11 protein-coding genes are annotated in these 14,763 nt (G+C 65.7%); 4 read left to right on the top strand and 7 right to left on the bottom strand.

Annotated features, from left to right (window positions below; all coding sequences use genetic code 11):
* Window positions 1-380: 380 nt before the first annotated feature.
* Window positions 381-2,669: an NADP-dependent malic enzyme gene (locus tag WIX41_RS12415; protein ID WP_339447971.1), complete on the bottom strand. Its 2,289-nt coding sequence runs from the start codon at window positions 2,667-2,669 to the stop codon at window positions 381-383.
* Window positions 2,670-2,922: 253 nt separating this feature from the next.
* Window positions 2,923-4,272, bottom strand: coding sequence for a dicarboxylate/amino acid:cation symporter (locus tag WIX41_RS12410; RefSeq protein ID WP_409187383.1), 1,350 nt, complete (start codon window positions 4,270-4,272; stop codon window positions 2,923-2,925).
* A 262-nt stretch (window positions 4,273-4,534) separates the two neighbouring features.
* Here WIX41_RS12410 and WIX41_RS12405 point away from each other — a divergent pair, with 262 nt between their 5' ends.
* The 4 genes from WIX41_RS12405 (at window position 4,535) to WIX41_RS12390 (ending at window position 9,768) form a co-directional block, all read left to right on the top strand.
* Window positions 4,535-5,701, top strand: a complete 1,167-nt coding sequence (locus WIX41_RS12405) for an OprO/OprP family phosphate-selective porin (RefSeq protein WP_339447969.1) — start codon at window positions 4,535-4,537, stop codon at window positions 5,699-5,701.
* 154 nt (window positions 5,702-5,855) lie between these two features.
* Window positions 5,856-6,053 carry a hypothetical protein gene (locus WIX41_RS12400; protein ID WP_339447967.1) on the top strand — a complete coding sequence of 66 codons (198 nt, stop codon included), beginning with the start codon at window positions 5,856-5,858 and terminating at the stop codon, window positions 6,051-6,053.
* On the top strand, window positions 6,050-7,033 hold the full coding sequence (locus WIX41_RS12395; protein ID WP_339447965.1) for a hypothetical protein: 984 nt from the start codon (window positions 6,050-6,052) through the stop codon (window positions 7,031-7,033). Before WIX41_RS12400 ends, WIX41_RS12395 begins: the two co-directional genes overlap by 4 nt.
* A gap of 86 nt (window positions 7,034-7,119) precedes the next feature.
* The gene (locus WIX41_RS12390; protein ID WP_339447963.1) at window positions 7,120-9,768 is read left to right on the top strand and encodes a hybrid sensor histidine kinase/response regulator; all 2,649 of its coding nucleotides are present in this window, start codon (window positions 7,120-7,122) and stop codon (window positions 9,766-9,768) included.
* A 155-nt stretch (window positions 9,769-9,923) separates the two neighbouring features.
* Here WIX41_RS12390 and WIX41_RS12385 read toward each other — a convergent pair whose 3' ends face one another.
* The 5 genes from WIX41_RS12385 to WIX41_RS12365 form a co-directional block, all read right to left on the bottom strand.
* Entirely contained in the window at window positions 9,924-10,586 is a 663-nt protein-coding gene (locus WIX41_RS12385; protein ID WP_339447961.1) for a hypothetical protein, read from the bottom strand.
* 233 nt (window positions 10,587-10,819) lie between these two features.
* On the bottom strand, window positions 10,820-11,476 hold the full coding sequence (locus WIX41_RS12380) for a response regulator transcription factor (protein ID WP_339447959.1): 657 nt from the start codon (window positions 11,474-11,476) through the stop codon (window positions 10,820-10,822).
* A gap of 61 nt (window positions 11,477-11,537) precedes the next feature.
* Entirely contained in the window at window positions 11,538-12,596 is a 1,059-nt protein-coding gene (locus WIX41_RS12375) for an ABC transporter substrate-binding protein (RefSeq protein WP_339447957.1), read from the bottom strand.
* Window positions 12,593-13,978, bottom strand: coding sequence for a sensor histidine kinase (locus WIX41_RS12370; RefSeq protein WP_339447955.1), 1,386 nt, complete (start codon window positions 13,976-13,978; stop codon window positions 12,593-12,595). The genes WIX41_RS12375 and WIX41_RS12370 overlap by 4 nt, the downstream gene beginning before the upstream one ends.
* Window positions 13,965-14,654, bottom strand: coding sequence for a response regulator transcription factor (locus tag WIX41_RS12365; RefSeq protein WP_339447953.1), 690 nt, complete (start codon window positions 14,652-14,654; stop codon window positions 13,965-13,967). The genes WIX41_RS12370 and WIX41_RS12365 overlap by 14 nt, the downstream gene beginning before the upstream one ends.
* Between the last annotated feature and the right edge of the window lie 109 nt (window positions 14,655-14,763).

Below are 14,763 nucleotides of genomic sequence, written 5' to 3'. Positions count from 1 at the left end.
GTTACCGGTCAGCGGGCGCCGACCAACCCTGCATACAACGCCAACAACTGCTTGAAGTACCGCTTTGCAGGACGAGTGCGCATGGCGCCGTTCCAGAGGGGGGAAGTGGTCGGGCCCAGGGTGGCGGGGTCCAGCGGACCACCGCCACGGCCGGGCCGCGTGGGGGTATTTGGCCCGTTGGAGGTTGCACGGGAGTGACCGTGGGACTGCGGGAAAGTGTCCGGTAGCGCCGGCCGTTGGCCGGCCCACGGGAACCTCAAAAGCAAAAGGGATCGGTGCGGTGCACCGATCCCTTCCTTTTGGAGCATCCGGCCAACGGCCGGGGCTACCCGTTTCGCTGCGCGAAACCAACGCACTGCGTGCGTTGGGCTGAAAAGGCCTCAGGCCTTTTCAGCCTCCAATTGCTTGCGAATTTGCGCATCCACCGCGGCAATGGCGGTCATGTTGAGCACGCGGCGCGAGGTCGCGCTGGTGGTCAAAATGTGCGCCGGCTTGGCCACGCCCATCAGGATCGGGCCGATCGCCACGCCGTCGGTGAACACGCGCACCAGGTTGTAGGCGATGTTGGCCGCTTCCAGGTTGGGCAGCACGAACAGGTTGGCACGGCCCTTCAGCGTGCTGTCGGGCAGCAGCTTCTGGCGCAGCGCTTCATCCCATGCGGTATCACCCTGCATTTCGCCGTCCACGTTCAAACGCGGGTTGCGCTTGAGCAGCAGCTCGCGCACGGTGCGCATCTTCAGCGCGTCCCTGGAATCGTGGCTGCCGAAGTTGGAGTGCGACAGCAACGCCACCTTCGGTTCGATCCCGAACAGCTTCATGCGGTAGGCCGCCTGCAGCGTGGCTTCGCAGATCTGCTCGGCAGTGGGGTCTTCCTGCACGTGGGTGTCCACGAAGAAGAACACGCCCTGCTGGTTGATCACACCGGTCATGGCCGAGGTCGAGGTGACCTTCGATTCCAGCGGCAGCACGCTGCGCACGTAACCCAGCTTCTTGTGGAAGCGGCCCACCACGCCGGTGAGCAGCGCATCGGCTTCACCGCGTGCCACCATCACCGCCGCGATCAGGGTCGGGCGCGAGCGCATCAGGTTCTTGGCCGCCGCCACCGTCACGCCGCGACGGCCGGTGAGGTTGTGGTAGTACTGCCAGTACTCGTTGAAGCGCGGGTCGTCGTTGATGTTGGTGACGTCGAAATCAACGCCGGCCTTCATGCGCAGGCCCATGCGCTCGATGCGCGATTCGATCACGTCCGGGCGGCCGATCAGGATCGGCAAGGCCAGGCCTTCATCGACCACGTTCTGCACCGCGCGCAGCACCACTTCTTCCTCGCCTTCGGCGTACACCACGCGCTGCTTGTCGGCGCGCGCACGGTCGTACACCGGCTTCATCATCAGGCTGGTGCGGTACACGAACTGGGCCAGCTTCTCGCGGTAGGCGCCCATGTCGGCCACCGGGCGCGTGGCCACGCCCGAATCCATCGCGGCCTGGGCCACGGCGGCCGACAGCTCCACCAGCAGGCGGCGGTCGAACGGGCGCGGGATCAGGTAATCGCGGCCGAAGCTCGGGGTGTCATCGCCATAGGCCGAACCCAGGTCGCTGGCTTCACGACGTGCCATCGCAGCGATCGCATGCACGCAGGCGATCTTCATTTCTTCGTTGATCGCCGTGGCGCCCACGTCCAGCGCACCGCGGAACAGGTACGGGAAACACAGCACGTTGTTGATCTGGTTCGGGTAGTCCGAACGGCCGGTGCCGATCAGCGCATCCGGGCGCACCGCGCGCGCCACTTCCGGCATGATTTCCGGGGTGGGGTTGGCCAGCGCGAAAATCACCGGGTCCTTGGCCATGGTCTTGACCATGTCCGCGGTGAGGATGCCCGGGGCCGACAGGCCCAGGAAGATATCGGCGCCATCGACGATTTCGGCCAGCGTGCGCTTGTCGGTATCGCGGGCATAGCGCTTCTTTTCCGGGTCCAGGTCGGCACGGCCGGTGTGGATCACGCCCTCGCGGTCGAAGGCCAGGATGTTCTCCGGCTTCAGGCCCAGCGAGACCAGCATGTTCACGCACGACACGCCAGCGGCGCCCATGCCGGTGGTGGCCAGCTTCACCTCTTCGATCTTCTTGCCGGTGACCACCATGGCGTTGAGCACTGCCGCGCCGACGATGATCGCCGTGCCGTGCTGGTCGTCATGGAACACCGGGATGTTCATGCGCTCGCGCAGCTTGCGCTCCACGATGAAGCATTCCGGCGCCTTGATGTCTTCCAGGTTGATGCCGCCGAAGGTCGGCTCGAGCGAGGCGATGATGTCGACCAGCTTGTCCGGGTCGTTTTCGTTGATTTCGATGTCGAACACATCGATACCGGCGAACTTCTGGAACAGCACGCCCTTGCCTTCCATCACCGGCTTGCCGGCCAGCGGGCCGATGTTGCCCAGGCCCAGCACGGCGGTACCGTTGGAGATCACCGCCACCAGGTTGCCGCGGGCGGTGAGCTCGCTGGCCTGCTGCGGGTCGGCCAGGATGGCTTCACAGGCGTGGGCCACGCCCGGCGAATAGGCCAACGACAGGTCGCGCTGGGTCAGCATCGGCTTGGTCGCCGTGACCTTGATCTTGCCCGGCGGCGACATGCGGTGATAGTCGAGGGCGGCCTGTTTGAAATCTTCGTTGGACATCGCTTTCTGCAGATGAATGGGCGTGAGGAACAGGGGATCATACCCCCGTTGGCGATGTTGGACCTGTCGCTACGCTGTCGCGATCATGCTGCGACCGCACATCGGGCAGGCCGTGCGTCGGCGTATGCCACGCCAGCCTGGCGGACTCCGATGACAACTTACATCACCGGAAACCCCTATGAAAAAGCAGGCCGTGCCGCCCAAAGGGGACGGCACGGACCTGCTTGCACACACATCGGGGGGAGGGGCGTGTTCAGCGCGCCGGGGCGGCCAGCGGCGACGGCAGGTCGTCGGTGGCCAGCGGCGGCAGTTCGGCCTCGCGGCCGTCCAGGGCCAGCGCCAGGCGGTCGCGGTCCAGGGCGTTTTCCCAGCGCGAGACCACCACGGTGGCCACCGCATTGCCGATGAAGTTGGTCAGCGAACGGCATTCGCTCATGAAGCGGTCCACGCCCAGGATGAGCGCCATGCCGGCCACCGGCACCTCCGGCACCACCGCCAGGGTGGCGGCCAGGGTGATGAAGCCCGCCCCGGTCACGCCGGCCGCGCCCTTGGAGCTCAGCATCGCCACCAGCAGCAGTGCGATCTGGTGGCCCAGGGTCAGTTCGGTGTTGGTGGCCTGGGCAATGAACAGCGCGGCCAGGGTCATGTAGATGTTGGTGCCGTCCAGGTTGAACGAGTAACCCGTGGGGACCACCAGACCCACCACCGACTTGCTGCAGCCGGCCTTTTCCATCTTTTCCATCAGCGACGGCAGCGCCGATTCCGAGGACGAAGTACCCAGCACCAGCAGCAGTTCGGCCTTCAGGTAGCGGGCCAGCTTGAACACCGAGAACCCGCACAGGCGGCAGACCACGCCCAGGATGACCGCCACGAACAGGAACGCGGTGAGGTAGAACGAACCCACCAGCCAGGCCAGGTTGATCAGCGCGCCCACCCCGTACTTGCCGATGGTGAAGGCGATGGCACCGAAGGCACCGATCGGAGCGGCCTTCATCAGGATGTGGACCAGGCGGAACACCGGCGCGGTCAGCGCCTCCAGGAAGCTCAGCACCGGGCGGCCGCGCTCACCCACCAGGGCCAGCGAAATGCCGAACAGCACCGCCACGAACAGCACCTGCAGGATGTTGCCATCCACGAAGGCGCTCACCAGCGTGGCCGGAATGATGTCCATGACGAAGCCGGTGAGGGTCAGCTCGTGGGATTTTTCCACGTAGCTGTGCACCGCCGTCTGGTCCAGGTCGGCCGGGTTGATGTTCATGCCGGCGCCGGGCTGCACCACGTGCGCCACCACCATGCCCACGATCAGCGCCAGGGTGGAGAAGAACAGGAAGTAGGCCATCGACTTGGCGAATACCCGGCCCACGGTACGCAGGTGGGTCATGCCGGCGATGCCGGTGACGATGGTGAGGAAGATCACCGGGGCGATGATCATCTTCACCAGCTTGATGAAGCCATCGCCCAGCGGCTTGAGCGATTCGGCAAACGCCGGCTCGTAATGGCCGAGGGTGGCGCCCAGCACGATCGCCACCACCACCTGGAAATACAGCTGGCGGTAGAACGGCAACGGCTTGGCCGCAAGGGGGGCAGCGGTGGGAACGTGCATGGAAAACTCCGGCAGTGTCACGGGGATGCCGGCCGCAGGCGGCGGCATCGGGCGTGGCCTTTTTACGCCGGCTGCATCGCCACGCAGATAACCTATTGGTAGTAGCCCCCCTGTTCAGCCAAGCGCAGTGCCTACACTGCAGGGGCACCGCGCCCCCACGGCGGCGGGTGGCCGTGTCGTTGCGGGCCTTGTGGCCCAACAGTTTTCCCGCTCGCGGCCGTTGTTGTTCTGCCCCACTTATTTTGAAGCCAGACCATATTCCATGCGCCTGACCCCCCTGTTCATTGCACTTTCCGCCCTGTCCGCCCCCCTCGCCGCGTCCGCCGCGGATTGGGACAACTGGCCGACCAAGGTTACCTTCAGCGACGGCACCGAACTGGCCGCCACTGGCAACATCGCCTACGACCTCAACAACTTCTCCGGTGCCGACGTCTTCGAAGATGACGATGCGGTGCGCCGCAAGGAGTTCGGCGCGACCCTGAAGAAGAAGGGCGTGTACGACGCGATGGTGTACTACGACTTCCAGGCCGACACCTGGCTGGACGTGTTCTTCCGCTTCGAGAGCAAGGCCGTGTTCGGCAAGGACATCGGCCGCTTCCGCTTCGGCTACATCAAGACCCCGGTGGGCCTGGATTCCAACACGTCCTCGCGCGCCGGCAGCTTCATGGAAACCGCCCTGCCCGTGCAGGCCTTCTACGCCGGCCGCCGCACCGGTGCCGAGTGGGTGCTGGAGCGCCCGCAGTACCTGATGCAGGTAGGCGCCTATGGCGGCAAGGACCTGCAGGGCGACAACCCCGGCACCACCCAGGCCGTGCGCGGCGTGTGGACCCCGGTGAAGGCACCGGGCGACGTGATCCACCTGGGCCTGGCCTATTCGCAGGAAAACCCGCGCGGCTACCGTGACGGCCGCGATGTGCACTTCGACGCCAGCGCCCGCCTGCGTGCGCGCCCGGAAGCCGGCCTGACCGACATCCGCCTGGTGGATTCGGGCGCGCTGGTCACCGCCGACCAGATCCGCCGCACTGGGCTGGAAGGCATCTACATCCACGGCCCGTTCTCGGTGCAGGCCGAAGCCCTGCGTACCACCGTCACCCGTGATGGCAAGCCCGATTACACCGGCGATGGCCAGTACGTCATGGGCAGCTGGATCGTCACCGGCGAATCGCGCCCGTACAGCGCCGGCGCGGTGGCCAACGTGAAGCCGGCCCATGATTACGGCGCGGTGGAACTGCTGGCCCGCTACAGCCGCATCGACCTGGACGACGGCGACGTGTTTGGCGGCCGCCAGAACGACTGGACCGTGGGTGCGAACTGGTACCTGACCAGCCACTTCAAGTTCCAGGCGAACTACGTGTGGGCCGATGCGAGCCGCCGTGGCGTGCGGACCAAGCCGGAAATCTTCGAGCTGCGCGCACAGGTGCATTTCTGATGGCGTGAAGGCGGCGGGGTGCCTCTCGGCACCCCGCCTCCAGAGCACGCCAAATGGGGCGAATCTGACGCAGGAATGGGTGAAGTGCCTCTGTTGCGTACGCCGGGTGCGGCGTAACATCTTCGAACACCCCCGGCGAAAGCGTCCATCGGTCATGAAACGATTTTTCAGCCAGTTCAGCATTGCCAAGCGCGGCCACAACGAGAGCTGTTACGACGTCAATCGAGATGGCTCTCTTGTGCTTAATCGGGAGGATCTCCTGAAGTCTGGTCGAATGAAGCGCCAGCTGGATGCGGCACGCGATCTCCGCGCTCTCTACCTGGCGGCAGAGAAGGACCGCTCCACGAAGTGACCAGCCTTGTCCTGCTTGCCGTGCTGTTGGCCGCAGGGTGGTATTTCTACCGGCAGTGGCGCTACACGCGCTTCGAAGCACTGCATCACCCGGGTCATCCACAGTACTTCGGCGCTGCGCTTTGCTCCGTTTATCTGTCTGGCATGAGCGTCGGCCTTCACGCGTTGGCGATGAGGTACTCAGACTACGGCCTGTATCTCGGCAAACTGCAGGCGATGCTGCCCTTGCAGGTGATTGACAAGCAGACGGCCGAAGGACTGACCCTGCACTTGGGGCTGACCCTATGGTGCCTGTCGTTAGCGACCGTGCTTCCCATCATTCTCAATGACCCGTTGGTCCGGGTCCGGTCGCTTGCGCAGCTGATCGCGTCGAGACTTGGGGGCATCGACGCGATCGAGGATCTTGCAATGCAGTGCTATGAGAATGGGTCGTTGACTGCGTTGACGTTGAAAAGCGGTAAAGTCTACGTGGGGTATCTGGATGAATTCACAGGCCCAACAGTCGGCAAGGATTGGGTTGGCATAACGCCCGTCGCGTCAGGGTTTCGGAACGATAAAGCGAAGCTCAGCCTGACCACCTTCTACGACATGAAGCTACCAGAAGAGGCATCGTTCGAAATCTTCCAAGTCATCATTTCGATGAGGCAACTCGTCTCGGCGCAGGCATTCGACTTGGACCTTTATAAAAGGCTTCAACAGCCTGATGCTACAGACCAACAAACAGCCGACATGCAGAAATTTGTCTTCCGGCGTTCGACATTGGTCGTCGACAGCACAAGGCACGGCTTCTACCTCGGCCTGCCTGTACTGCTGCTTCTGGCGCCATACGCCGGGTTGAAGTCGACCGTGGGCGGGCTCACATTGGTCCTACTGGCAGGCGTCAGCAGCTTGGTCGCAGAGAGGCTGCGAATCAGCGCGACGAAGAGCGAGATCGAAGAACACACGCCCACTCCAGAGCATGACCAGGCGCTGACCGTCTAGGCTGGTTGCTCGATTGGTCTATTTTTGGATCGCCGTCAACAGGGGAAGGAGCCGGTATCCTTGCCTCACCACCCCAAGCGCCGGCCATGTACAGGACTTCCCGCTATCGCCCCCTGTTGCTGACCCTGCTCGTCATGGTCGGCGGCACGCTGCTGGCCGCACTGGTGGCTGGCCGCTATGCCCAGCAACGCGCCCTGGCTGCGGAGAGCACCCAGGTTCGCCGCCAGCTGGATCTGTACGCGCAGACGCTGCAGCAGCGCATCGACCGCTTCCGCACCCTGCCGCAGCTGCTGGCACTCGATCCGGACCTGCAGCAGGCGGTGAGCCATCCACTGGATGACGCCGGGCGCCACCGGCTCAACCTGAAGCTGCAGGAAGCCAACAACGTCACCCGCGCCTCCACCCTCACCCTGATCGACCATCACGGCGTGGCAGTGGCCGCCAGCAACTGGGACCAGCCCACCACCAACGTGGGCGAGGACTACAGCTACCGGCCCTACTTCCAGCAGGCCATGGCCAAGGGCACCGGGCGCTTCTATGGCATCGGCATGACCACGGCGGTGCCGGGTTACTTCCTGTCGCAGGCGATCCTCAACGACAAGGGCGACGTGCTAGGTGTGATTGCCATCAAGATCGAGCTGCGGGCGCTGGAACAGGAATGGCTGCAGAGCCCCGACATCGTGATGGCCAGCGATGCGCATGACGTGGTGTTCCTGGCCAACCGCGATGCATGGCGTTACCGCCTGCTGCGCCCGCTCTCCCCGGCCGAGCGCAGCGAGATGCTGGCCACCCGCCAATACGCAGACCGTTCGCTGCAGCCCCTGCAGGCGCGCACGCTGGATATGCTGGCCGATGGCGGCCGCATGGTGCGGCTGGAGCAGCCCTCGCTGCCGCGCCCGATGCTGTGGCAGACCTACGTGCTGGATGATCCCCAGTGGAAGCTGCACCTGCTGCATGATGCCGGCGCCAGCGCCGCCGTGGGCCGCAGTACCGCGCTGGCGGCCGGCGGCATCTGGCTGGCGCTGTGCTTCCTCACGTTGTTCATCCAGCAGCGGCGGCGCCTGGCCTCGCATCGTCAACGCAGCCGGTTGGAGCTGGAAGCGGTACTGCAGCAGCACGCGCAGGAACTGCGTACCGCACAGGACGGCGTACTGCAGGCCGCGCAGCAGGCAGACAGCGGACTCAGCCGCAGCCTGGCGCACCTGCCGCAGGGCGTGGTGGTGATCGACAACGAGCAACGGCTGGTGGCGTGGAATGCGCGCTACCTGGAGCTGTTCCGCTTCCCGCCGGATTTGATCCGGGTGGGCGTGCCCATCGCCGAAGCGTTCCGCTTCAACGCGCGCCGTGGCCTGTTGGGCCCGGGGCCGATCGACGAGGCCATCGAGCGCCGCCTGAATCACCTGCGCAGTGGCCGGCCACACATGCGCGAGAGCGAGAAGGACGATGGCACGGTGCTGGAGATCCGTGGCAACCCGCTGCCCGACGGCGGCTTCGTCACCAGCTATGCTGATATCACTGCCTACAAGAACACTGCGCGCGAGCTGCGCTCGCTGGCCGACGCCTTGGAACATCGCGTGGCCGAGCGTACCCGCGACCTGGACGAGGCACGCCGCGAGGCCGAGCGGGCCAATCGTTACAAGACCCGCTTCGTGGCCTCGGCCGTGCATGACCTGCTGCAGCCGCTCAATGCCGCGCGCATGTTCGTTTCCGTGCTGCGCGGCAAGCTGGGCGGCGATGCGCGGGAGTTGAGCGAGCATGTGGATGCAGCGCTGGCCGCGCAGGATGCGATTCTCAACAGCCTGCTGGATATCTCGCGGCTGGAATCGGGCACGTTGCAGACGCATGTGCGCGCGTTCGCGCTGTCGCCGTTGCTGGAAACGTTGGCGCGTGAGTTCGGCATTGCCGCACAGGCACGTGGGCTGCGGTTGGATTGGGTGGATACGCGTGCGGTGGTGGTGAGCGATGAGGCACTGCTGCGTCGCATTCTGCAGAATTTCCTGTCCAATGCGCTGCGCTATACGCCGCGTGGGCGGGTGCTGCTGGGCTGCCGCCGGGTGGGCAACCAGCTGCGCATTGAAGTGCATGACCAGGGCCCGGGTATTCCGGAAAGCCTGCAGGGCGAGATCTTCGAGGAGTTCCGGCGGCTGGATGACGGTGTGGACCAGGAGCGCGGGGCCGGACTGGGCCTGGCCATTGTGGAGCGCATCGGGCGGCTGCTGGGGCACCGCATCACGCTGCGTTCCACGCTCGGCAGCGGCAGCGTGTTTGCAGTGACCGTGCCGCTGGGCGATGCCGATGCGATACCGGCGCCCGCCCCTGCCCCGGCGGTGTCTGCCGATTCTGGCGATGACAGCCCGTTGCGGCAGTGCCGGGTGTGGAGCATTGATGACGACCCGCGCGTCTGCGCCGCTACCCGGGCACTACTGGAACGCTGGGGCTGCAGGGTGGAGCTGGCGGATGGCCCGCATGCCGCACTGGAGATTGCCTCGGCACTGAACGTGCCGCAGTTGGTGCTGCTGGATGTACGCATGGGCCAGTGGCATGGGCCGGATCTGTACGGGCAGCTGTGCGAACTGTGGCAGGCACGGCCGCCGGTGATCCTGGTCACTGCCGAACGCGACGATGCGTTGAAGGCGCAGGCGGCGGAGAACGGCTGGGGCTTCCTGTCCAAGCCGGTGCGCCCGCCGGCCTTGCGGGCGCTGATGACGCAGTTGCTGGTACGGCACCGGGCTTGAACCGGCGTCCAACTCACCGGCCCCGAGTGCTGCTCCGGTAATTGGATGGACTCACCCCTCGCCGAGGCGTCTGGGCGCCATGGTGGCAACCTATAGCCACCAACAGCGAGGGACGAGTCCATCCAATTACCGGTCGGCGCGCGAATGGCCCGCGTCTACTGCTGCCCCTGGTTGCACCTCAGCGCCTCTGCTGTGCTGATGATCTTCGCATCCAGAGTATCAAACGACGTCGGCAGCTTTTCCCTGGCAAAGTACGAGTACGTAACCTCGTAGTCGGGACCCAGCATGATTCTGTGGCAGAAGTATCCACGGTATCCTCGCGCCTCACTACACACAGCCATCAATTGATCATCTGCACGCATACCCGTGTGGGGCGTCGCGTCCATGCGCCAGACATACCAGTTGCGGTAGTCCCTGTTTGGCGCGTCGAGAATCGCCATCATATCGGCACTCAACACCATTGCGTTCGCTTCTTCCTCAATGGCGAAATCGCCTATATAAGCACCTGGGCCGAAATCAGCAAATCTCCAACCGTGATGGTCCTTCCGGCTCCCGACAGCCATCGAGAGAAGGCTCTGCGGTCCCATGCACGCCTTGCCCTGCCGGTTCCAACATCCGCCGAGGGCAAAGCCACCTTGGACAACGTTCCCCGAACCGGGGCCTGGCAATGTTACATCCACCGAACCCGGTACGCAGAAGTCACCCTGTGCGCCCTCGAATCGATACGTTGTGGTGGAATCGCCGCAGCCAGCAAGCAGCATGGCTGCCATGAACACAGCCATCTTGATCGGCACGAATTGGTTGCGGTCGGCAGCCATGAAAATCCCCTGATTGCCCAGGCAAAAATGCCCGCCACCGACACCGCGCCACTCCCCGCGACCGGCAGCCCCTCGGTAGGGTCGCACACCTGTCGACCGCCGGTAAGGGTGCCGGATGCGGCGAAGGCATGACCACTGAACAAAGAGCGCTCTTTCGCCGGGGCTCATGCCACAACCGAATGTTGGAAATAGGGTCGGCAGTCGATTGGGATGCGACCCTACCGAGCCCCCGCCTATCCTTCGAGACCCACGCCTGCGTCGCCTTCTGGTTCCAGTGCTTTTACCAGCACGGCTGCCTGCGTGCGGCTGTGGCATTCGAGCTTTTTCAGGATGGCGGTTACGTGGACTTTTACGGTGTTTTCGGCAAGGCCCAGTTCGTAGGCGATCTGCTTGTTGAGCAGGCCGTCGGCGAGGCTCAGGAGCACGCGGAACTGTTGCGGGGTCAGCTGCGCGAGGCGCGCTGCAAGCAGTGCATCGGATTCGGAGCGCTCTGCGGCCATGGCCGGGAACCAGAGGCCGCCGTCGAGGACGGTTTCTACGGCCTTGCCGATGGCGTCTGCGGGGGCGGACTTCGGGATGAAGCCGGCCGCACCGAACTGCTGGGCGCGGCGGATGACGCGCGGGTGGTCGTTGGAGGAGACGATGACCACCGGGATGTCAGGGTGCGAGCCGCGCACGTGGAGCAACGAGGAGAAACCGCGGGCGCCGGGCATGGTGAGGTCGAGCAGGACCAGCTCTATTTCCGGGTGCTGGTTGAGGGCCGCTTCGAGCGATTGGGCGCTGGCGACTTCGATGACCTGCACCGCCGGGAGGGCCTGGCGTAGGGAGTGGACTACGGCGGCGCGGAGTAGCGGGTGGTCGTCGGCGACGAGGATGGTGATTTCGCTCATGGCTGCATTGTAGGGGTCATTTCTTGGGCTGCGGCGCAGAGCGGCCACGCAGGGCGTGGCTCTACGGGTGATCCGTGGGTGGCTGTTGGCGGGTGCTGCCTCGCCAGGCGTCGAGGAATTGACGGCGCTTCAGCCCATCCAGGTAGACGAGCAGGCCCGGGCCCAGGAGGATCGGGCGATAGCTGCGGCCGGGGGCGCGGCCGCGTTGGGCGGGGAGGATCGACATCAGGCGCGCTTCGCGGGAGAGCACCTGCTGGCCGCGTGGGGATAGCAGGTAGTCGAGGAAGCGGCGGGCTTCTGCGGCGTTGAGCGCGGTGCGGGGGATCACGGCGGTGCGCAGGACGACCAGGGTGTAGTCCTCCGGTTCGACGATGCCCAGCGGGGCGCCGGCGTCGATGCGGGCCTGGGCGTAGGAGCCCAGTACGTTGTAGACGAGGGAGAGTTGGCCACTGCTTACGCGGTCGAGGAGGACGCCGGTGCGCTCTTCGAACTGCACCTGGTTGTCGCCCAGTGCACCCAGCAGGGCGCCGGCCATGCTGCCGCGCTGGCCGTCCTGGGTGGCGAGCAGGTAGCCGACGCTGCTGCGTTCCACGTCGTAGGTACCTACCTTGCCGGCCAACGGAGCATCCGGGGCGCGCAGCAGTTCCAGCAGCTGGCGGCGGGTTTTCGGTACGCGGGCCGCTGGCAGGGTGCGGGTGTTGTAGACCATCGCCACCGGTTCGTAGCTGATGCCGAACGCTTCGTGCCGCCACTGCGCCCACGCGGGCAGCGCGTTGGTCTGTGGCGAGCGGTGCGGCAGGGCGTAACCGTCGTTGACCAGCTTGGCCTGCAGGTCCATGCCGCTGCTGATCAGCATGTCCGGGCCGGTAGGGTCGTGGCGCTCGCGTACGTAGCGGGTGTACATGTCCTGGGCGATCACGTCTTCGTAGATGATCTCGGTGCCCGGGTGCAGCCGCTGGTAATCAGCAATGACGGTGCCGAACACTTCGATGTCGGTGGAGCCGTGCAGGCGCAGCTGCGCGGTGACCTGCCCTTTGGCGGGGAAGCGCTGCACATCGCCGGGCGCGGCCATCGCCGGCCCTGCCAGCAGCAGGATCATCAGCATTAGTGGGCGGATCATGCGTGCAGTCTCGGCAGGCGGATGGTGGCGACCAGCCCGCCGCTGGGCCGGTTGCTCAGGTCGATCTGGCCGCCATGGCTGTCAACCACGCGCTTGACGATGGCCAGGCCCAGGCCTGCCCCGCCCGGCGCGGCGTCCTCACCGCGGGCGAACCGTTCGAACACGCGTTCGGCATCGCCGGGGGAAATGCCGGGGCCGTGGTCGGCGATGGTGACCACGCTGTACTTGCCTTCTTCGGTGAGTGCGACCTGCAGCGCGCCGTTGCCGCCGTACTTGAGGGCGTTGTCGATCAGGTTCTTGATCGCCTCACGCAGCAGCAGTGCGTCACCCTGTACGCGCGAGGAGGCAACGCCCACGGCCAGCTGCACGCGTGGGGCCGGCAATGCCTGCGGGAGGGCTTCATGCAGCGCCTGGTGCACGGTTTCCACCATGTCCACCAGGGCGAAACGCTGCAGGTTGGAGCGGTGGATCACGCTCGCATCGCTGAGCAGCTGGTTGAGCAGGCGGCTCATGTGGGTGGCGTTGCGGTCGATGGCGACCAGGCTGCGGTGCATGTCTTCAGGGTCTTCGTCATCCAGTGCCAGCTGTGCCTGTGCACGCAGGGCGGCCAACGGGGTGCGCATCTGGTGGGCGGCTTCGGCCATGAACGCGCGCAGGGTTTCGTTGCTGCTGGACAGGCGTGCCATGAAGCGGTTCAGCGCCGCCACCATCTGGTCCATCTCACGCGGCACACGTGCATCGAGCGGGCTCAGGTCGGAGGGCTCGCGCCGCGACAGTTCGCGCTCCACCTTCACCAGCGGGCGGAACGCACGGTGCACGCCGAAGGCCACCAGCGCGAGCGACAGCAGCGAGAGCAGGCCGATGGCCAGCAAGGCGCGATTGACGATGTCCTGCGCCACCGCTTCGCGCGCGCGACGAGTCTGGCCGACCTGCACGCGTACTTCGGCCTGCGCCGAGGGCGAGGAGACCCGCCGCGACACCACCACGAAGCGTACGGTTTCGCCGCTGTAGTGCGCGTCGAACAACTGCGGTTCGTCGGTAGGCGTGCGCAGCGGCGCGGGCAGGTCCGGGTAACCGGTGACGGTACGGTTCCTGGTATCGAATACGCGGTAGAACACGCGGTCATCCGGCGCCATCGCCAGCAGGTCGAGCGAGGTATACGGCAGGTCGACCTGCCACTGCGCGTCCACCAGCGCCACCGAGTCGATGATCGACAGCGCCGAGGACACCAGCAGGTGGTCATAGGAACGGTTGGCGGCGCGCTGGCCGTAATCGCGCGCGGCAAACAGCAGGGCCACGGCGAACACGGCCAGCAGCACGCCCAGGTACAGCGTGAGGGTGCGCCGCAGCGAGCTGGGTGCGCGGGCGTCAGCCTTGGGCATCGGGCGCGCCGTCGATGGCCTCGAGCAGGTAGCCGCTGCCGCGCACGGTAACGATGTGCAGCGGCGCGTCGGCCAGTTTGCGGCGCAGGCGGCCGACATACAGTTCGATGGCATTGGGGCCGGCTTCGTCGTCGAAGCCGAACAGGCCGTTGCCAATCTCGTCCTTGCCCACCACGTGGCCGAGCCGGCCCATCAGGATTTCCAGCAGGCGGTATTCGCGGTTGGGCAGTTCGATCGGCTGGCCATCCAGGCTGACCCGGTGCGAGGCGTTGTCGAACTGGAAGCCGCCGATCTGCACCACCTCACTGGCCTGCCCGCGCGTGCGCCGCAGCAGCACGCGGCAGCGCGCTTCAAATTCGCGGAAGTCGAAGGGTTTGCCCAGGTAGTCGTCGGCGCCTACGTCCAGCGCCTGCACGCGGTCTTCGATGCCGTCGCGGGCGGTGAGCATCAGCACGGGAGTGGCATCGCCGCGCTCGCGCATGCCGGCCAGCACGCGCAGGCCATCGAGCTTGGGCAGGCCGATGTCCAGCACCACCAGGTCGAAGCTCTGGTAGCGCAGCACGCTGGCGGCGGCCAGGCCGTCGTTCTGCCAATCCACCGCGTGGCCACTGCGGCGCATGCGGCGGACGATGGCGTCGGCCAGGTCCGGGTTGTCTTCTACCAGCAGGATGCGCATCGGGCGGGAACAGGCGGGGGTGCGGGAATCCTAGCGCGAGCGGCGTGTTGGGTGGGTTGCGCTGCGCTGCAGCAGGCGCCGACAGGTGGATGACAGCTTCCCCGCACTA

The sequence above is a fragment of the Stenotrophomonas sp. AB1(2024) genome (assembly GCF_037482345.1).
Taxonomy (GTDB): Bacteria; Pseudomonadota; Gammaproteobacteria; order Xanthomonadales; family Xanthomonadaceae; genus Stenotrophomonas.
This window is presented reverse-complemented; position numbering and strand designations above follow the sequence as displayed.